12 protein-coding genes and 1 pseudogene are annotated in these 20,524 nt (G+C 37.9%); 9 read left to right on the top strand and 4 right to left on the bottom strand.

Features of this window, described 5'->3' with window-relative positions; genetic code table 11:
* Window positions 1-39: 39 nt before the first annotated feature.
* On the bottom strand, window positions 40-1,464 hold the full coding sequence (puuA, locus tag SOI76_RS06670; RefSeq protein ID WP_104078931.1) for a glutamine synthetase family protein: 1,425 nt from the start codon (window positions 1,462-1,464) through the stop codon (window positions 40-42).
* 407 nt (window positions 1,465-1,871) lie between these two features.
* Here puuA and SOI76_RS06675 point away from each other — a divergent pair, with 407 nt between their 5' ends.
* Window positions 1,872-2,420, top strand: coding sequence for a DUF2799 domain-containing protein (locus tag SOI76_RS06675; protein ID WP_104078930.1), 549 nt, complete (start codon window positions 1,872-1,874; stop codon window positions 2,418-2,420).
* A 45-nt stretch (window positions 2,421-2,465) separates the two neighbouring features.
* Here SOI76_RS06675 and coq7 read toward each other — a convergent pair whose 3' ends face one another.
* Both coq7 and lplT read right to left on the bottom strand, forming a co-directional pair.
* Window positions 2,466-3,101 carry a 2-polyprenyl-3-methyl-6-methoxy-1,4-benzoquinone monooxygenase gene (gene coq7 / locus SOI76_RS06680; protein WP_032054145.1) on the bottom strand — a complete coding sequence of 212 codons (636 nt, stop codon included), beginning with the start codon at window positions 3,099-3,101 and terminating at the stop codon, window positions 2,466-2,468.
* Window positions 3,102-3,104: 3 nt separating this feature from the next.
* Entirely contained in the window at window positions 3,105-4,427 is a 1,323-nt protein-coding gene (gene lplT, locus SOI76_RS06685) for an MFS transporter (protein ID WP_104078929.1), read from the bottom strand.
* Between the two features lie 394 nt (window positions 4,428-4,821).
* Here lplT and ytfM point away from each other — a divergent pair.
* The 7 genes and pseudogenes from ytfM to SOI76_RS06720 form a co-directional block, all read left to right on the top strand.
* Window positions 4,822-7,326 (top strand): annotated as a pseudogene (ytfM, locus tag SOI76_RS06690) (autotransporter assembly complex protein TamA); the annotation flags it as partial.
* A 26-nt stretch (window positions 7,327-7,352) separates the two neighbouring features.
* Window positions 7,353-11,861 carry a translocation/assembly module TamB domain-containing protein gene (locus SOI76_RS06695; protein ID WP_104078928.1) on the top strand — a complete coding sequence of 1,503 codons (4,509 nt, stop codon included), beginning with the start codon at window positions 7,353-7,355 and terminating at the stop codon, window positions 11,859-11,861.
* Window positions 11,862-12,178: 317 nt separating this feature from the next.
* Window positions 12,179-13,414, top strand: coding sequence for a lactonase family protein (gene ykgB / locus SOI76_RS06700; RefSeq protein ID WP_104078927.1), 1,236 nt, complete (start codon window positions 12,179-12,181; stop codon window positions 13,412-13,414).
* A 136-nt stretch (window positions 13,415-13,550) separates the two neighbouring features.
* The gene (locus tag SOI76_RS06705; protein WP_104078926.1) at window positions 13,551-13,913 is read left to right on the top strand and encodes a hypothetical protein; all 363 of its coding nucleotides are present in this window, start codon (window positions 13,551-13,553) and stop codon (window positions 13,911-13,913) included.
* A gap of 253 nt (window positions 13,914-14,166) precedes the next feature.
* Window positions 14,167-16,806, top strand: a complete 2,640-nt coding sequence (acnB, locus tag SOI76_RS06710) for a bifunctional aconitate hydratase 2/2-methylisocitrate dehydratase (protein ID WP_002119674.1) — start codon at window positions 14,167-14,169, stop codon at window positions 16,804-16,806.
* A gap of 228 nt (window positions 16,807-17,034) precedes the next feature.
* Window positions 17,035-17,469, top strand: coding sequence for a hypothetical protein (locus tag SOI76_RS06715; RefSeq protein ID WP_104078925.1), 435 nt, complete (start codon window positions 17,035-17,037; stop codon window positions 17,467-17,469).
* A gap of 123 nt (window positions 17,470-17,592) precedes the next feature.
* Window positions 17,593-18,576, top strand: a complete 984-nt coding sequence (locus SOI76_RS06720) for an ion transporter (RefSeq protein WP_104078924.1) — start codon at window positions 17,593-17,595, stop codon at window positions 18,574-18,576.
* 26 nt (window positions 18,577-18,602) lie between these two features.
* Here the strand turns inward: SOI76_RS06720 and SOI76_RS06725 are convergent, their stop codons facing one another.
* Window positions 18,603-19,802 carry an MFS transporter gene (locus SOI76_RS06725; RefSeq protein WP_104078923.1) on the bottom strand — a complete coding sequence of 400 codons (1,200 nt, stop codon included), beginning with the start codon at window positions 19,800-19,802 and terminating at the stop codon, window positions 18,603-18,605.
* A 226-nt stretch (window positions 19,803-20,028) separates the two neighbouring features.
* Between SOI76_RS06725 and SOI76_RS06730 the strand changes: the two genes are divergently transcribed.
* Complete coding sequence (locus SOI76_RS06730; RefSeq protein WP_205668362.1) at window positions 20,029-20,457, top strand: hypothetical protein; 429 nt, start codon at window positions 20,029-20,031, stop codon at window positions 20,455-20,457.
* The last annotated feature ends 67 nt before the right edge of the window (window positions 20,458-20,524 follow it).

Genomic DNA, 20,524 nt, shown 5'->3' on the forward strand with positions numbered 1-20,524 from the left:
GGTTTGCAAAGTGGTTTATAGTTTTTTTGCTCTTTTTATTTATATATCCCAATGTTGTTCTGCTTCAGTCATTTGACTATAAATGTTTTGATATTCAGCCTGTTTAACCGTGTACCAATGTTCTACAAAGTCTGCCCCTAAATATCCTTTTAAAATAAGACTCCCTTTAAATATTTTTAAGGCTTCTGGCTGATTATTAGCTAATAAAATGTGCTCATCTTGAAACTTCAAAAGATGAGCAGGTTTTGGCAGCGGTAACTTATGAGATAAGCCATAAGATGCGCCCGCTAAAATAGTCGCTGTTACCAGATAGGGATTACAGTCCGCACCAGCAACACGATATTCTAAACGTTGATTTTGTACGTCTGAGCATGGAATACGGATTGCGACATTACGATTATTGGTATCCCAATTGGCTTCTAATGGCACATGATGCCCAATTTTAAAACGTCTATAAGAATTAATATTAGGTGCTAAAATCGCCATAGATATAGGCATTAACTCAATTAGGCCACTAATCGCGCTCAATAATTTAGCTGAAAGCTCATTTTTTTCTACTTCTGAGCTAAATATATTTTCATGGTATTGATTCAGCATGCTCATATGAAAATGCATGCCACTACCAGCCTTTGCCAAGTTTGGTTTCGCCATGAAACAAGCGGTTAAGTCATGCTTTCTTGCGACTTGTTTTACAATTCTTTTTAAAGCATTAATTTGATCGCAGAGCTTTAAAATATCATGGCTGTGTTGAAGATTTAATTCGTATTGTCCAGGGGATGATTCCGCAACAATAGCGGTAATTTCAATAGATTGAAGTAGGGCTGCTTTCTCAACTTCATCTAGGACTTGCTGATAGTTATTCGGTGCATCTATATCGAAACATTGGTTTTCTATGCAGGTTTCAGACTGATGCTGAGGTGAGAAAAGGTAAAACTCTAGCTCGGCAGCCATGACAGGGAAATAATTATTAGTATGTAACTGATTTAATAATTTTTTTAATATATTGCGTGGTTCATAGCGACAGTCTGAACCATCTTCTTCTTGCATTGATAGGTAAAGCTGAGCATTTAATTCTGGGGATAAGGCACTTGGTTGCAAGCTGCCTAAAATGGGCAGGCAAAGTCTATCTGGTTCACCAATATATTTTCCCAGGCCTGTTTCTTCAATCACTTTTCCATCAAGGCTCATGGCATAAACAGAAAGAGGAAAATAACAGCCATTAGATAGATTTTTCAGACTCTTAACGTCAATTCGTTTGCCACGAATATGCCCATTTAAGTCATGCAGACAAATATCAATGTGCTGAGTGTGGGGATATAAACTTAAATATTCATCAACTTCTTTCAAAAAAAGCTCTGAGTTGAAAATGTCGGTTTGTGTTGGAGGAATAAAATCATCTGATATTTTAAATGCCTTAAAGTGAGAATTTTGTAAGTTTAAATTTGGGTAAATATGCGTACTCATTATAAAAAACCTTGGTGGTTATTTAGCTAAAATCCTAACGTAGCCTTTGAAGTTAATCTCGTAAAAAAAGAGTAAAATAATGAAAGGTTTTTTTATGGGGTTTGTTGTTTTTATTTATTAATAATCAATCACTTGAGTTTGATTTTTATGATCAATTTTTAAAGTAAAATTAGCGTATAAGAGCAGTCGGCGCATTATAAAATTCTATGGATTTCTCTTTTTAAAATTAAACAAAGCTAAAAATTTTAGCTTCTCATTTGGTGAGATGGTCAAACTGCTTTAAACTTAAAATCTTATCCAGTTAAACATTTATGTATAAATCTTGAATTGAGCAAGGCTTATATAGCACATGTACTGGAATTTTATTTTTTGCGTTTTTTTAATTTTTATTTTTGAGTTCTCTTAATATGAAAAATATCGGTTTAGCCATTTTAGCAATCAGTCTTTCAGGTTGTGCTGCAATGAGCGTAGAAGAATGTAAGACTGCGAATTGGTCATTAGTGGGTGAGAAAGATGGTTCAAAGGGGGCTTCGCCACGTTTAGATCAATATTATAAAGCGTGTGGAAAAGCCAATATTGTTCCAGATCAAAAGTCATATGAACGTGGGTATAAAGAGGGCTTAGGGTATTATTGCCAGCCATCAAATATTTTTTATAACGCTTTAGAGGGTAACGGCAATATTAATGTATGCCCAGTTGAGCAGCGTAATCGTTTAAGACCTTATTATCGAGCAGCTTCCGATTACTACAATGCAAAAGCTGAATATGATCGTTATGACGAAAAGTTTAAGCAATATTCTGATAATGCTTACAACGAAAAATTAAAGCCAGAAGAGCGTGAACGTTACCGTAAGCTTTTAAGAGAATTACAAATTGATCGTGACCGTATTAACAGAAACTATTGGAACTCAATTCGAGATATCGAACGTTTCAAATATGATCATGGCTTAAAATAATATTTTAAAAAAGGATTGATCTGAAGGAGATCAATCCTTTGTTTTTTAAAGATAATAACTAGTTTTTGTCATTAACTTTGAAATAGCAGTCATACTGATTTTTACTGCATAAGGTAATTCAACACCGCCTGCTTCAAGTGCAGTATGACGATGGTGCAACTCATCCTCATTCATTTGCTCTAGAATTTTGCGCGAGCGTTCATCTTGAGCAGGTAATTGGTTTAAATGGTCTTGCAAATGCATGCTTACCTGACGCTCAGTTTCAGCAACAAAACCTAAGCTATATTTATCACCAGCTATACCCGCAAGAGCGCCCATACCATATGAAAGGCCATACCAGATAGGATTTAATAAGCTTGTATGGCTATTTAACTCTTTTAAACGATCTTCACACCAAGCTAAATGGTCTTGCTCTTCAATTGCTGCTTGCTGCATTTCACGGCGTACATTGGGTAATTTCGCCGTTAATGCTTGTCCATGATAAAGGGCTTGTGCGCACACTTCACCACTATGGTTAACACGCATTAAGCCTGCAACATGACGAGCATCTTCTACACCTAGTTTTGCTTCAACCGATTCGGCCGGATTTTGGCGCTGTGCTGCGGTTGCACCCGGAACAAGACTACGTAATGCTTGATCAAAAGAGTTAATGAGCTGATCAATTCCAGTATAGTGGCGCATAAATTAGTCCTCCAAAGAAAGATGTGCTGTGGCAAGCATTGGTTTTAGACGTGCTAGAAGCCAAATACTAAAGATTGCACTAAGTACAGCTGTAATAATAAAGAGTATTTTAATATCAATTTTTAAAACACTTAAGATTAAGATTGAAAAAATTGCAGAAGAAACCATAAAAACGGCATTTAGGATGTTATTCGCTGCAACAACACGTGCACGATGTGAACGTGGTGAATAAGCCTGCATCATGGCATACAAAGGAACTATATAAAAACCGCCACTAATACCCAATAAAGTCACCGCAATCATGACATGGTAGTAAACCCAGCCTTGGGTAAAAACGTCTTTTAAGGTAAGTAATGCCCCGGTTCTTTCTGGTACAAAAGCTAAACTGGCAGCAAGGTAGAGCGCAAAAACAGTAAGGCCAATTGCACCAATCGGCACCATTTTAATATTAATTTCTGAACCACCAATTTTACGGCAAAGAAGAGAACCCACACCAATACCGACTGAAAAGAAAGTCAGTAACAGGCTAACGACATTTTCTGATGCATGAAGGTTTTGCTGGGTAAGCTGCGGAATTTGAGTTAAATAAGTCGCGCCATAAAACCAGTACCATGAGTTGCCTAGCAAAATTGTGAATACTAGCGGTAAGCTTTTGGCATATTTAATGGTTTGAAAGCTTGTACGGATAAAATTCCAGTCAATCTTTAAGTCAGGTGCAGCAACTTTTTGCGGCAAAATGAAGCGACTAAATAAATAGCCTATGCAAGCAATAGCCACTACGGTGATACTAATCCACAATAAATTACCATCTGATGAGGCAATTACGGCACCACCTAAGATCATTCCGAACAAGATCGCCATGGATGTGCCGGATTGAAATAGCGCATTACCTGACATTAACTCATTCGGTTTTAAGATTTCAGGCAAAATTGCGTATTTAATGGGACCGAAGAATGTCGAATGTGTACCCATCAAAAATAAAGCAAGAAGAAGTAGCCATAAATGGCCCAACATGAAACCAGCAGTACCGATGAGCATAATGATAATTTCTAAAATTTTAATGCCACGGACGAGTTGAGAACGTTCGTATTTGTCGGCGATTTGTCCAGCTGTGGCTGAAAAAAAGAAATATGGCAGAATAAACAAGAGGGCTGCCAGATTATTAAGAGTACTTACGGGAGCAGATTGTTGCTGAATCCATCCATAAGTAATCACTAATAATAAAGCTTGCTTAAAAACGTTATCATTTAATGCGCCAAAAAACTGGGTAAAAAACATCGGTACAAACCGACGTGAGGTCATCAGGTGCTCATCTTGTTTCATCATGTGCAAACTTCATTGTGTTTTATAAAAAAATGTGACCGAGTGTTAATTTGCATCGAAAACCATGTATGATATTTTTAACGCTTGATTAAATGAAAAATCAATGGTTTTGAGTGAGTTTTACACTTACCTTGGTGCGTTTTATTAAAAAATAAGTCTAGAGTTTTCTATGCCTTCTAAAATTAAGTTTAAACAGTCAACTCTCTCTCATTCTATGCATTTAATTTTAAAAATGCAGGGCATTCCTAAACTTATTTGTAGCAGCTTGTTGTTAAGTGTTTTTGTAACGCCAAGTTTTGCTCAAACTTCTGTTGAGAATAGTTCATCCATTTTAAACAAGACCGTATCTGATGAGTCAACTGAACAATTAGCTCAGACTAATCAACAATACACTGCTCCAGTTACAGATATTGCCACACTTGTGACCCAAGCTCAGCAGCAACAAGATAGCTTGGCCATATTGCAACAACAAGAACAATTTCCAAATCAAATTGATGAATTTAAGCCAATTACTCTTGATAATCTTGAAGATTTACCCGACTTGCCTGTTGACCAAAATATGGCAAATGAAATTTATAGGGTAGCGGAAGAAGCTAAAAGTGAAGCACAGAACTTTCAAAATGGGGCACAAAAGCAGCCTGAAGTTACTGTAAGCGATGCAACTCAATCTGAATTAAATCAAATTAATCAGGCACCTGTAAATATTGATCAGCTCATGCAAGAGATTAAATCTGACAGTAAGATTGTAGTTGAAGCCAATGAGACCGGAAAAACACTGCCTGAATTAACGCCAGAAGTTGAAGAACCGCCTGAACAAGCAGGCTTCTTTAAGCGTATTTTAAATAAAGTGCGTCCGCCGCGTGCAATTCCGATGGAACAAGTACCGCGTATTAGTGCAGAAGTGGAAGGCGCTTCAGATGTGCTGGCTAAAAATATTAAAGGTAAATTATCAACATTTACTCAAGAGTCCTTTGAAGACTTTAATGCTGCTTTACCTCAGCTTAGAACATTGAGTAATCAAGCTGCGCAAGCTGTTGGTTATTATAATGCTGAGTTCAGATTTGAAAAATTAAGTCCAAGTCGGGTACGTGTTCGAGTTACGCCAAATGAGCCAGTACGGATTAATGAGCAAAATATTGAATTTACAGGTCCAGGTGAAAAGCAGCCGCAATTTCAGGTTATTCGTTTAGTTCCTGATCAAGATGTCGGTGATATCTTTAACCATGGTTTATATGAAACCACTAAAAGCCGTATTGTCGATGCAGCATCTGATAATGGTTATTTTGATGCCTATTGGCGACTGCACGACGTGAAAGTGAGTCAGCCAGAAAATAAGGCTGATATCAATTTACGCTACGAGACCGGTGAGCGTTATAAATTAGATAAGGTCGAGTTTCGTATGAGCGATCCCTCGAAACCTTTACCATTAAATCAAAATATTTTAGAAAGCATGGCACCTTGGAAAGAGGGTGATGACTATGCCTTCTGGCGTGTAAATGTACTCGCAAATAATTTAACCAACTCACGCTATTTTAATTACACCTTGGTTGATAGTATCAAACCAGATCCGATTGAAAAGCCACTTGAGCTACCACCAGATTTACAAGCTTTGGTCGATGAGCAAAATATTGATGTTGATGAGTCTAATTTACTATCACCAGAACAACGCCAACTTGCGAAAGCACGTCAATTAGCGACGTCGAATAAAGAAGTTACACAAAACGTAGTAGATGAAAAACAGTTTGCTGGAACGCAAAATGCAAAAGAGGCAGAGCCTCAAACAGCGATGTTGCAAAGTGCAGCAGTTCCACAAGATCAACAAGAAACAGAACAAGACCGTTTACAAGCCCAAGCCAGAGAAACAAAAAGAATTCCGGTTATTGTGACTTTAAATGCAGATAAGCTAAATAGTCTGGAAACTGGTATTGGTTACGGGACCGATACTGGTGCGCGACTACGTAGTCAGTATCGCCGTTCTATTGTAAATAAGTATGGTCATTCTTTTGATGCCAACTTAGAAGTCTCGCAAATTCGTCAATCTATTGATGGCCGATATAGTATTCCTTATAAGCATCCGTTAAATGACTATTTTAATATCGTGGGCGGATATGAGCGTGAAACACGTGATGATATTGGTCCAGATGTAAGTTTGCTTACTGAATCTGCAGTTGTTGGGGGGGAGCGAATCATTAAACGCCCACTAGGGAACTGGCAACATACTATTGGGGTCCGTTATCGTTTAGACCGTTTGACTCAACAAGGGGATGTTGATATTTCTGAGTTACCGGATGCGTTCAAAACGGCTGCATCTGAGCAAGAAGCTTTATTATTTAGTTATGAAACTTCTAAAACCTCGAGTAATACGCGTTTAAACCCAACCAAAGCTTTTAAACAAACTTATAAATTAGAATTAGGTAGCGAGAGTTTACTATCTGATGCCAATATGGCAATTGCGAGTGCAGGTTGGAGATTTATTTATTCTCTAGGTGAAAATGATGATCACCAATTCGTTGGAAGATCTGATCTTAGCTACATCTTTACAGATGACTTTGATAAAGTTCCGTACAATCTTAGGTTCTTTACGGGTGGTGACCAAACAATTCGTGGATTTGACTATAAGAGTCTTTCTCCAGAAGTAGATGGATATAAAATTGGGGGCCAAGCTTTAGCTGTAGGTTCTTTAGAATATAACTATCAGTTCAAAGATGGATGGCGAGCAGCTGTTTTTTCTGACTTTGGTAATGCTTACGATAAAGACTTTAATAATCCGGCAGCTTATAGCGTTGGGGTTGGAATTCGCTGGAAGTCTCCAATCGGGCCAATCCGTTTAGATGTCGCTTCGGGTATTTCAGATGAGAACCATCCGATTCGTTTACATTTTTTTATAGGCCCACAACTTTAAAAATAAAATTTTATTAGGTTTATTTTATGGCGGAAGTAGAACAGCAGCCCACTTCGGCACCAAGCTCTCCTAAGAAGAAGCGTCGCATTTTGCGTAGCTTCTTGCTGACGATATTGATCATATTGTTATTATTGGCTTCTTCGTTAGTGATCATGATGTCAACGGATCGCGGCAGTCGTTTTTTATTAGATCGGGTATTAGAAGCTCAGAAAATAATTAAATATGAATATGAAGGTGGAAACTTACTGCGGGGTATCATTCTCAAAAATGTGTTGGTGCAATTAAAAGATGTCGATGTTTCATTAGATCGAGCTGATGTAGGCTTAGGATGGCGTTCTTTATTATTAGAAAAAGAAGTGCATTTAAGCCATGCTGATGTGCGTAACTTACGTATTATTAATAAAACTCCGCCTTCTGGTAAACCTTTTGAATTTAAACCAATCAAATTACCTTTTGTCTTGCGCGTAGATGAAGGTGATGTCGACCATTTAGAGCTTAAATTGTCGAGTTCAGATGTAAGTTTCTATAATGTCCATTTGCAAGATGCGCTCTGGTCAGAGACAAAACTAGAATTTGAAAAATCCAGTATGGATATGGGCTATCTTTCAGTCCACAACGCAACAGGTAAAATGGATTTCAGTGGCAAATATCCATTAGATGCCACAGCAGATTTAAGAATCCCATCTTTAAAAAGTTTAAATATTCAAAATATTAAAGTAGCTGCTCGGGGAAGTTTAGATACTATAAAAGCTGGGGTTGCAACAACTACTCCTGATCTATTAACAGGTTGGGTAATATTGCATCCTGTTCGTGATGAAGTTCCAATGCAAGGTGAACTATTACTCAAAAACTATCATTTACCTTTGCTACAAGAGCAAAAACTCTTTGCAAAAAATGGGGTGGTCAAGTTTCAAGGTGATATTAAACAGCTTAATTTGGCACTTGATACAGATTTAAAGGGTGAGAATTTACCTGAAGGTCAATACAACGCTTTGATGAATACTGATCTAGTTCATCAGCTTAATATTACCGATTTCAATGGCCAAGTTATGAAAGGTGCCGTTAACCTTAAAGGTTTGGTGAATTGGAAAGATCATGTGACTTGGGACATTAAAGGCCGTTTAGATCGCATTAATCCTAAAGACAAAACAATTCCTCAGGTAGTTCAAGACTTTTTACCGCCAAGTTTAGATGCTGCTGTTGCCTCAACTGGGTCTTTGGAAAAAGGTACAGAAGTATTTGCTAATATTGACTTTGACCGTTACGAGTCATGGAAACTCAAACTTAATCAGGCGCCAGAAAAGAATAATAAACCTCAGCCGATGCTTATGAATGTGGCTTGGGCAAATATAGACCGTGCAATGCCTTATATTGGATGGTTAAGTAGTGACAATGGTCAAGTCGATTTAACGTTACGTGATGGCCAACAAGATATTAAAGTTGCTACAAAAGTATATCAGCATGAAAAAACTTTATTGCCAGCAGGACAATATCTAGCTAATTTAAATGTTAAAGATAATATTTTAAATATTCCTAATTTTAGTTTTGCTGCTGAAAAAGGTAGCTTAACGGGTCAGGCTAAAGTTCTATTACCTAGTGAAAAACGTCAGTTGGCTTGGAGTGCGTTATTAAATGCAAAAGATTTTAATCCGCAAAGTATTCAGGCAGCAGCGCCAGTTAATTTGTTAAATGGTTCAATTAAGGCAAATGGTTTTGCTAAACCAAATCAGCAAATTATCCAATTTGAGAAAATTGATTTAACGGGTCGATTGGCTCAAGCAGGTCAAGAAACTGTAAGTTTAGGTGGAAAAAGTACTGCTGCATTATTATTTCATGATGTGAAAGCTGGTGGCGGTTTTAAAGGCTTTGCGGTTAATTATGATGGGTCTTTAAAAGCCTTAAAACAGGCAAATGGTTTGTTGAAGTTTTCTATAGCGGGCACGCCGGATTTTATTCGAATTAGCCAATTACAACACGATGGTGTGGCTGGAAAAATCTATGCTACTGGTTCTGTAAATTTAAAAGATCGTATCGCATGGGATATTAATAGTTCATTGGTACGCTTTAAGCCTCAATATTTTGCCTCAACTGTTAAAGGTGAAATTTCAGGAAATCTGAAAACTCAAGGGGTTTGGTCTGATCACTTGAAGCGAATTAATATTCAACAATTGAATCTTGCAGGCTTTTTGAATAATAAACCTGTTCGAGGTAAAGGTAATCTATCTCTATTGATGGATTCCAATCAAAATGGCTTTTTACCTCAGCAGTTTGAAGCAAATAACTTATTTTTAGTGTATGGACAGAACCAGCTACAAGCTACTGGCAATGCACAAAATCTAAAAATTAAGCTGAATGCGCCAGCACTCTACGAGTTATATCCAGGGCTACGTGGTCGAGCTTATGGAGATCTAAATGTTCAATCACAACCACGATTAAAAGCAACAGCAAATATTGCAGTAGATAATTTTGCTTTTAATACACTAGTCAGCGTAAAGAGATTGAGTATTCAAGGTGAGCTTCCAACTTCGGAAACAACACCGACTCAATTAACCGCAAAATTAGATAATTTGCGTAGTGGAAATAGACAAATTCAGTCTGCTGAAGTGAATTTAACGGGAACAAGAAAAGCGCATTTATTGAAAGTACTCGGCAATAATAGTATTTCTAAGTTTTATGTCCAGTTAGCTGGAGGCTTTAACCAAAATAATGATTGGTTAGGACAAATCCAAAAAGGAAGTTTTGATTCAAGACGCATTCGTCTGGCACAAAATCAAAATGCTCCGGTAATTTTTTCTTCTGCTAAGTCTGAGCTATATGTGGGTCAACATTGCTGGCAAAGTACTAACAGTCAACTCTGTTTTGATCAGCCGCTACGAGTGAGTAAAGCACGAGGTAATGTTTCTTTTGTAACTCAGAACATGGATTTAAGTGATTTCGCGGCATTTATGCCAGAAGGTTTGGCAATGACTGGACAATTAAATGGCTATGCCAAGGCATCATGGGTAAATGGTGGTAATCCAAAACTTGATGCACGTTTAATTACGCGTAAAGGTGAAATTGGTTTGGCTGCTGAAGATCCGCAAGACCCTGCGACTACTCTGGCTTATGATGAGTTAGGCGTGATTGCAAAAAGTGTATCAGAGGGACTGTTATTCCGAGTTGATGTTAAAACACCTGACATTGGTACGGGTTATGCGAACGTTATTATCAACCCATTCCAGTCATCAATGCCAATGCATGGTGAGGTAGCTTTTAATGATGTTCAATTAAAAGTTTTAAAACCATTTATCCAAGATGTCCGCTCAATGAGTGGTACTTTAGCCTTGGCAGGTAAAATCAACGGTACATTAACTCAACCTCAGTTTACTGGTGAAATGCGTCTGAAAAATGGTGCAATCAGTATGATTTCTTTGCCAGTTAACTTAACCAACGTTCAGGTTTACTCATCAATTCGTCAAGATATGGCAACAATTGATGGAGCATTTAACAGTGGACAGGGGGTGGGTTTACTCAAAGGTAGTTTTGAATGGAAAGATGCACCACGCCTTCAATTAAATCTGAAAGGTGATAATTTACTAGTGCGTCAAGCTCCATTAATTACTGCAATTGCCAACCCGAACCTGACACTTGATATGTATCCTTTTGATAAGCGATTAAGCTTAAAAGGATCTGTAGATGTTCCTCGTGCACGTATTTCAATGCCAGAAACAACTGCTCCAATTATTAATACTTCATCAGATGTTCGTATCGTACGCCAAGGTCAAGACCCACTTGCAATTTTACGGGCTGCTAAACCTTGGGATATTCGAGCTGATATTTCCGTTAATATTGGAAAACAAGTGATATTCCAAGGCTTTAACAGTAACATTCCATTGGTTGGCCGTTTAAACTTAAGCCAACGTGGCTATGAGACGGCAATGAGAGCTAACGGGGCGATTGGTGTTAGCCAAAAAGTGAAAATTGAAGCTTATGGGCAAAGTCTAGACTTGAATCGAGCAATTGCCCGTTTTAATGGACCATTGGCAAACCCGACTTTAGATATCGATGCGAATAAAAATGTTCAGGGTAGTATGGTGGGGGTTCGTGTTACAGGTACGGCGTCCTCACCAAACATTCAGGTTTATAACGATGCAGGTTTATCTGAACAAGAAGCATTAAATGCGCTTGTTACTGGACGTATTAATGAAGGTTCGAGTGGTTTAAGTAATGCAGAGGGCTTTAAATCTGATGTAAACAACACCATTGCTGCAGCAGGTATTAGTATGGGCTTAGGTGGTACACGTGCTTTAACTAACCAGATTGGACGTACGTTTGGTTTGAGCGGCCTAGCTTTAGATGCACAAGGTACAGGTGATGATACGCAAGTGAGCTTAACGGGTTATATCACACCAGATCTGTTTATTCGTTATGGTGTCGGAGTATTTACGCCAGTAAATAAACTCACTTTACGTTATCAAATGAATCGACGTTTATATCTAGAAGCGAGTCAGTCTTTAGAAAGAGCAATTGACCTTTTCTATAATTGGCGCTTTTAGTGGTTGGAAATGAAATATTAAAAAGTACGCTAGTATCGATAATGCCGTAATTGATTTTAATGACTTATAAATAAAAAGCTCACGTTAAGTGAGCTTTTTATTTAATACTACTTTCATAAGACTTAAAAATTTGAATATTTATCATATACACGATCCATTCTCCTATAGGTTCGCAAACCTTGATCAGGCTTATTATTAAAGAAAATTCACTTGAAAATTGCTGTTTTATAAATTAGTTTTCAGAATTATCAAACGAAATTAAATTAATAATACCTTGTTGATAAGTGCAAATAAGGTAATTTTTCAAGGATATACTAGTGAAAATAGATACTTGTGTTGAAATTAAATATAGCAAGGAAAGCGATACAAATATTAAATATCGTGAGCTAATTCAAAAGTTAACAGCAACATTGTCATTGACGCTTTTATCATTGGGATGGGGCTCCGCCGTAAATGCCGCACAACAACAAATTGCTTTAGTCGGAACATGGACATCAATTCCTGATGCACCACTTGTGCAAAAACCAAAACAGGCCAGTGAAGGTTTGTATCAGCTTCAAGTAAATAGCGATGGAACTTTAACTCCAGTTAATGTGTTGAAAATGAAAAGTCCTTCTTGGATTGTGAAGTCGAAAGATGGACGTTTTGCATATACCACTAATGAAGAAAATGAAGGAGCGGTGACTGCATTATCAATTCAAAATGGAAAGGTAGAAGTATTGAACACTGTGGATAGCCATGGTGGGCACCCAACACATGCATCAATCAGTTTAGACGGTAAATTCCTGTTTGTATCGAACTATTCGGCATTTGACAAAGGTCGTGGTGGTGTGGCTGTTTTACCAATTTTGCCAAATGGCCATTTAGGTGAAAAAGTACAAAATATTGTTTTTAACGAAGGTTCTGGTCACGTCAAAGGGCGTCAGGAAAGTGGTCATGCACATTCGACAACCTTCAGCCCAGACGGTAAGTATCTATATGCTAGTGATCTTGGAAATGACAAAATCTACACCTTCCGTTATAACCCTAACAAGCCTCAACCACTCGAAGCAGATAGCACTCGAGATGTGACTTTTATCCATGGTTCTGGCCCACGCCATATGGTCTTTTCACCAAATGGCAAACAAGCGTATGTTACCGCAGAAATGCGAAGTGAGATTGTGACATTTAACGTACAAGATGGTCATTTGAAAAAAGTGGCTGAGCTGAAACTGATCCATGAGGACAAAACACCTGAATTTAAGAGCGCGAGTGGAATTATCCTCAGTCCAAATGGTAAATATGTGATTGCTGCTAATCGGGGTGCGGATAACAAACTTTTAGTGTTTAAAATCCAACAAAATGGCTTGCTAGGTCAACCAGTAGTTTATAAAGCGAATGGTATTGAACCACGCGCGTTCTCATTTGATGCATCTGGTAAATATCTATATGTAACCAATGTTTATAGTAATAACATTAGTTTATTCCGTTTCGATGCAAAAAATGGCACCTTAACACCAGCTGGTGATGCAGCAAAAATATCAACACCTACGGATATCAAATTCTTTAATTAATTCAAATTATGAAACAGGCATGTCTAGTGCCTGAAATAAAAGACCGAGGTTGTGCTATCCTCGGTTTTTTTATAGCAGTTTTTGCAAAAATGATGATTTTCCGTATGATATGAACAGCAATAATTAGTGTAGTGAAGTGATGAAAAAGATTTTATTGATTGCAGTGAGTTTGTTCTTTGTCGGTTGTTCAGAAAAGAAACCATTAACACCAGAAGAGCAGTGGCATGGCTTTTGTACTAGTGTAGGAAATGCTGCAAGAAGTATTGTTTTTGATCGTCAGCAAGCAATTGAAAAAACACAGGCAGTTGAGCATGCAAATAAAATTGAAGATGAGATAACTAAAAAATTCATTCTTAATATTATTGAAAAAGTTTATGCGATTCCAAAAGAAGAACTGACAAAAGATCCTCAAGCAATTCAAGAAAAAGTTAGAAAGCAAATGATGGGTGAGTGTTTGGCAACCCCTCATGACAAAATGCCAAAATATAAATCGTTCTAATTGTGGATGAGGTTATCGAATTTCTATCCAATCAAAGCTTAATTTGTTTAAAAAAAGCCCAATTTGGCCCGATACGCTCATTATTTAAACACGGGTATTTAGATACAAAATAATGGGCATCACGGAGAAACACCCCGCGCTCATTAACTTTTACCTTGAACTCTAGTAAACTTTTGTAGTCCATATTACTTGTGAAGCTTTTAAGAAAGCTGGAATTTGCAAGTAATTTTTCAAAAAAAGAGGAATGAACACCGTGCTAGAAGCTTACCGCCAACACGTTGAAGAACGTGCCGCACTCGGAGTCCCACCGAAGCCACTTGATGACGCTCAAACAGCTCAGCTTGTTGAATTACTAAAAAATCCACCAGCAGGCGAAGAAGCGTTCTTGGTTGATTTGCTTGAAAACCGTGTTCCTGCAGGTGTTGACCAAGCAGCTTACGTAAAGGCAGCGTTCTTGGCAGCGATTGCAAAAGGCGAAGCAACTTCACCACTCGTTTCTAAAGAACGTGCAGTTTACTTACTCGGTACTATGTTAGGTGGTTATAACGTAGCACCACTTGTTGAACTTCTTGACAATGCTGAACTTGCAGGCTTAGCTGCTGAAGCATTAAAGAAAACTCTTCTTGTATTTGATGCATTCCATGACGTAGCAGATAAAGCAAAAGCTGGTAATGCAGCTGCTAAAGCTGTTTTACAATCTTGGGCTGAAGCAGAATGGTTCACTAGCCGTCCTGACGTCCCAGAAGAAATCAAAATCACTGTGTTCAAAGTAACTGGTGAAACAAACACTGATGACTTGTCTCCAGCTCAAGATGCTTGGAGCCGTCCAGACATTCCATTACACGCAAATGCAATGTTGAAAAATGAGCGTGATGGTATCAACCCTGAAAAACCAGGTGAAGTTGGTCCATTAAGCCAAATTAAAGAACTTATCGCGAAAGGCAATCAAGTTGCTTACGTAGGTGACGTTGTTGGTACAGGTTCAAGCCGTAAATCTGCAACTAACTCTGTTCTTTGGTTCTTTGGTGATGAACTTCCACACATTCCAAACAAAAAAGACGGTGGTGTGTGCTTAGGTTCTAAGATCGCTCCAATTTTCTTCAACACTATGGAAGATGCAGGTGCATTACCTGTAGAAATCGACGTTGCTAACATGAACATGGGCGACGAAGTAGTATTGAAAATTGACCATGCTGCTGCAAAAGTAACTGCTTTTAAAGATGGCGTACAAATCTCTGAAGCAGATCTTAAAACTCCAGTACTTTTAGACGAAGTACGTGCGGGTGGTCGTATTAACTTGATCATTGGTCGTGGTTTAACCGCTAAAGCACGTGAAGAACTAGGTCTTGCACCTTCTACATTGTTCCGTACTCCAGTACAACCTGCTGACACTGGCAAAGGCTTTACACAAGCTCAAAAAATGGTTGGCCGCGCATGTGGTTTACCAGAAGGTCAAGGTATCCGTCCAGGAACTTACTGTGAACCTAAAATGACTACAGTTGGTTCTCAAGATACGACAGGTCCAATGACTCGTGACGAGTTAAAAGACTTAGCATGCTTGGGCTTCTCATCTGACTTAGTGATGCAGTCTTTCTGTCACACTGCTGCGTATCCAAAACCAGTTGACGTAACAACTCACCATACATTACCTGACTTCATCATGAACCGTGGTGGTGTATCTTTACGTCCAGGTGACGGTATTATCCACTCTTGGTTAAACCGTATGTTACTTCCAGATACAGTAGGTACTGGTGGTGACTCACATACTCGTTTCCCAATCGGTATTTCATTCCCAGCGGGTTCTGGTCTTGTTGCGTTCGCAGCAGCAACTGGTGTTATGCCACTTGATATGCCTGAATCTGTACTTGTTAAGTTCAAAGGTAAAATGCAACCTGGTATCACTTTACGTGACCTTGTACATGCAATTCCTTACTATGCAATTCAAGCGGGTGATTTAACTGTAGAGAAGAAAGGTAAGAAAAATATCTTCTCTGGTCGTATCCTTGAGATCGATTTATCAGAAATGGAAAATGACTTGACTGTTGAACAAGCATTCGAACTTTCTGATGCGTCAGCTGAACGTTCTGCTGCAGGCTGTTCAATCACACTTTCTGAAGAGAAAGTTGCTGAATACCTACGTTCTAACATCACTATGTTGAAGTGGATGATTGCAGAAGGTTATGGTGATGCACGTACACTTGCTCGTCGTGCTGAAAACATGCAGAAGTGGTTAGATAACCCAAGCTTGTTAAAAGCTGATGCTGATGCTGAATACTTAAAAGTTTACGAAATCGATCTAGCTGACATCAAAGAACCAATTCTTTGCTGCCCGAACGATCCAGATGACGCGAAACTTCTTTCTGACGTTCAAGGCGACAAGATTGATGAAGTATTCATCGGTTCTTGTATGACGAACATCGGTCACTTCCGTGCAGCTGGTCAGTTACTTGACAAAGTACCTGGTGGTTCATTGTCTACTCGTTTATGGTTGGCTCCACCAACTCGTATGGACGAGCACCAATTAATGGAAGAAGGCTTGTATAACATCTATGGCCGTGCTGGTGCACGTACAGAGATGCCGGGCTGCTCATTATGTATGGGTAACCAAGCACGTGTAGCGCCGAACACAACTTGTGTATCGACTTCTACTCGTAACTTCCCGAACCGTTTAGGTCAAGGTGCAAACGTTTACTTAGCATCTGCTGAGCTTGCATCTGTAGCTGCGGTACTTGGTAAATTACCAAGCCCAGAAGAATATCAACAGTATGCGTCACAAATCGACAGCGCTTCTGCTGACATCTACAAATACTTAAACTTCGATAAGATGAGCGAATATACTAAAGAAGCTGATCAAGTTGATACTAAAAAAATCCAAGCTGCTCAATTGACTTAATACCTCGATTTAGTGCAAAAAAGGAGCTGATTATTCAGCTCCTTTTTTATTTAACTGAGACTTTATACATAATTAGTTTTAAAAATAATAAATAGATCAAATTTTATTTAATGAAAATGTAAAAATAAATATTACTCTAGATATTAAAACGTTTTTTGCTTTAAAATAATTGAACGAACTTAATAATAATTAAAAAAAATATGAGTATTTTATATAGGGAACTTAAGAATGTTAAAGACAATTGTTGAATTTAAATTTGATGATTATCAATTATATAATCAAAAAACGCATGCTGAAGACGGCGGTATTTTAGTTCAAAAAACTGAAGATATTGCACAGTATATTTTTAGTATATTAAAGAATAGATATCATTTAAATATAGAGCTATATAGTGAGAAATGGGGGTGGCAAATTGAGATCCCTCTACCTGAAATAACAATGTATCTTGGAATCAGTGTTTATGAAGAATATAGCAATGGATTCGCAATTTTTATTTCTCCAAATACGCCAATTTTAAGAAAGTTTCTATTTAGAAAACTTGATATTACTCATCATATTATGGTGCTGCAAAACTATATAAATATTATTTTAAAATCACATCCCGGTATCTACGATGTGATGTGGTGGGAAGAGAATGAATTCCGATGTGTAGCCGCGGATTGATGCATGAAGTAAATTTTAAGGCTTAAATATTGAAGTCAGTAAAAGTAAAAATTGTTAGAGACTATATTGGTGAATACAGACTAAGCGCTTACTATATCTACATTATCAAGTGGTCAGAGCCATATGCAAAATTCAGCTTTGAAGGGATTGCGTAAGTTTTTCTACAATAATCTTCATAACCATGACTATGAAACTACGGTAAGTAAATGCATTAACTATTTTTTAGTTGTTTTAATTGTTGGCAATGTCGCTGCGGTTTTATTGGAAACGGTAAATGATCTGTACACAAGTTATCGTATTTGGTTTGACTACTTTGAAAATATCTCAATCGCAATTTTTAGTATCGAATATTTATTAAGATTGTGGAGTATTGCTGATCGAGATACGACCCAATCCGCATGGAAAACCCGCTTGAACTGGATGAAAAGCGGTGAAGCTATAATTGATTTGATGGCAATTTTACCGGCTTACCTAAATTTCTTTGTACGAATCGATCTTCGTATGCTTAGGATCTTACGTTTACTGCGTTTATTAAAATTAACACGCTATTTCATCTCGCTACAGATATTGTTATGCGTAATTAAACGTGAGAAGGGATCTTTTCAAGCCGTTATCTTTATTTTAATTATCATGATTATTATGACTGCTTCTGGAATTTACGTAGTTGAAAATAAGGCTCAGCCAGAAGCTTTTAGTTCAATACCTAAATCTATGTGGTGGGCGGTGGTTACTTTAACTACAGTGGGCTATGGTGATGTTACTCCGGTAACTAGCCTAGGAAAGTTATTAGGAGCGCTTATTACTATTTTGGGTGTGGGTATTGCGGCATTACCGGCTGGTATTTTGGCGTCTGGACTCGCAAATGAGCTTAATCAACGGAATCAGAGACTAGAGCAAGAGTTTCGTGAGTTACTTCAAGCACGAGGTATTGATATTTTACATGATGAAATTGAAATAGAACGAGTTCGTCAAAAAGTAGGACTGCCAAAAGAGCAAGCGCATAACCTGATTATTCAAATTATGCGTGAAAAAGTATTAGATGAAGAAGAGTCCATTCGTGAGAAAAAATGTTATTGTCCACACTGTGGAGGAAAGCTAACTGATTAGAAGTAATAAGTTAGCCTTTTCTTTAATTAAGCTTTCTTACTGGCTTTTTCTACTGCAAATGCGATAAGCAAAATAATCAGACCGCCAAGGCTTAAAACAAAACCCACCCAGATTGGAGCGATCCAACCCATTTGATGGCTGAGTACCCATCCACCTAAAAATGCACCCAATGCATTGGCCATATTAAAGGCAGAGTGGTTGAGTGATGCTGCTAATGTTTGGGCGTCGCCTGCAACATCCATTAGACGGGTTTGCAAAGCTCCACCTAGTCCCATTACTGTGAGACCAATTAAAAATAAAGATGCGATGGCAGTATAGATATTACTCATTAAAAAACTAGCGACTACAAAAGCGATAGCTGAGCTAATTAATACACCTACAATCGTTTTGTTGAGGTTTTTATCTGCAAACCATCCTGCCGCTAATCCTCCAATAACCATACCAATACCCCAAATAGCCAAGGCGATAGGAACGATTTGGATATTAACTTGTGTGTATTCAGTCAAAATTGGTGAAACATAGCTATAAACTGAAAACATGCCTCCAAAACCGATGGCGCCTACTGCTAGTGTTAACCACATGTTGATATTTTTAAGGCCAGCTAATTCAGTTTTGATACTGGCAGTAGCCTGAACTGGAATATTGGGTACAAAGAAGCCAACAGCAATTAAAGTGACGAAAGCAATAGTTGCTGAAAACTCAAAACCTGCTCTCCAACCAAAGTTTTGGCCTAACCATGTTGCGAGGGGAACACCAATTACAGTTGCGACAGTAAGTCCCATCATCATTTGGGCAACTGCAGAAGCTCTTTTTGATGGACCCGCTAGTTCAGCGGCAACTAAGGCTCCGACTCCAAAATATGCTCCGTGTGGTAAACCTGCAATAAAACGTGAGATTAAAACAGTTTCAGGGGTATGAGCTAAAGCAGTACACGCATTAGCAACACCATAAAAAAGCATTAAGCCGAGTAATAAAGTTTTTCTCGGAACTTTGGCTCCGAGAATAGCGATGATAGGAGCACCAATAACTACACCCAATGCATAGGCACTAATAAAGTGACCAGCTTCAGGTACTGTAATATTTAAATTATTTGCAATTTCCTGAATCAGTCCCATTGCGACAAATTCAGTGGTTCCAATACAAAAACCACCTACAGCGAGTGAGAAAATTGCTAAAAAGAGAGAGTAATGTTGAAGTGTGGAAAGAGGAGATTGCGGGGACGCCATAATAAGTTAAGGGAAGACTCAAAAAAGAGAAGTATAAGGGAAAAGAGAACAGAATAATAAAAAACTAAAATATTGAGAGAAAGATTACATATTCAATTAAAGTAAATTTAAATTTTATATAGATTAATTCATCGAAAAACTTTTAAAAATTATATATGATTAGCGCGTAATACTTTAGTCATTACAACAAGTTGTATAAATATCCAAAAAATAGAGATGCTAAAACGTGAGAAAATTATTTATTACCTGCCTTATAGGTATGGCTATGTTATCTATGTCTGGTTGCGCAGTATTTATGGCAGGTAATCAACCAAGTAAAAAAAATTTAAATGTTCTAAATCCAGGCAGCTCTCGTAATTATGTGATTGCCGAGTTTGGTGCCCCTGTACTTTCAGAATACCGTGATGGAACACGTGTTGAGATCTATACTTTTCAGCAAGGGTATTCAAAGTGGGTGAAAGTCGGCAGAGCTTTTGGTCATGGTGTAGCAGATGTGGCTTCAATCGGCCTTTGGGAGGTTTTTGGGACTCCAACAGAAGCATATTTTAATGGTAAAGAAACCTCATACGAAGTATCTTACGGACCAGATGATTTAGTGAAAAGCTATAAGCTAATTGATTTCGATCAGACATTTCCAAAGATAAAGCAGCAATAAAATCAAATAAGAAAAGACCTTCGAGTCTTTTTTTATGTAAAATTAAATCTATTAATGATAATAAGAA

This window comes from Acinetobacter pittii (assembly GCF_034064985.1).
Taxonomy (GTDB): Bacteria; Pseudomonadota; Gammaproteobacteria; order Pseudomonadales; family Moraxellaceae; genus Acinetobacter; species Acinetobacter pittii_H.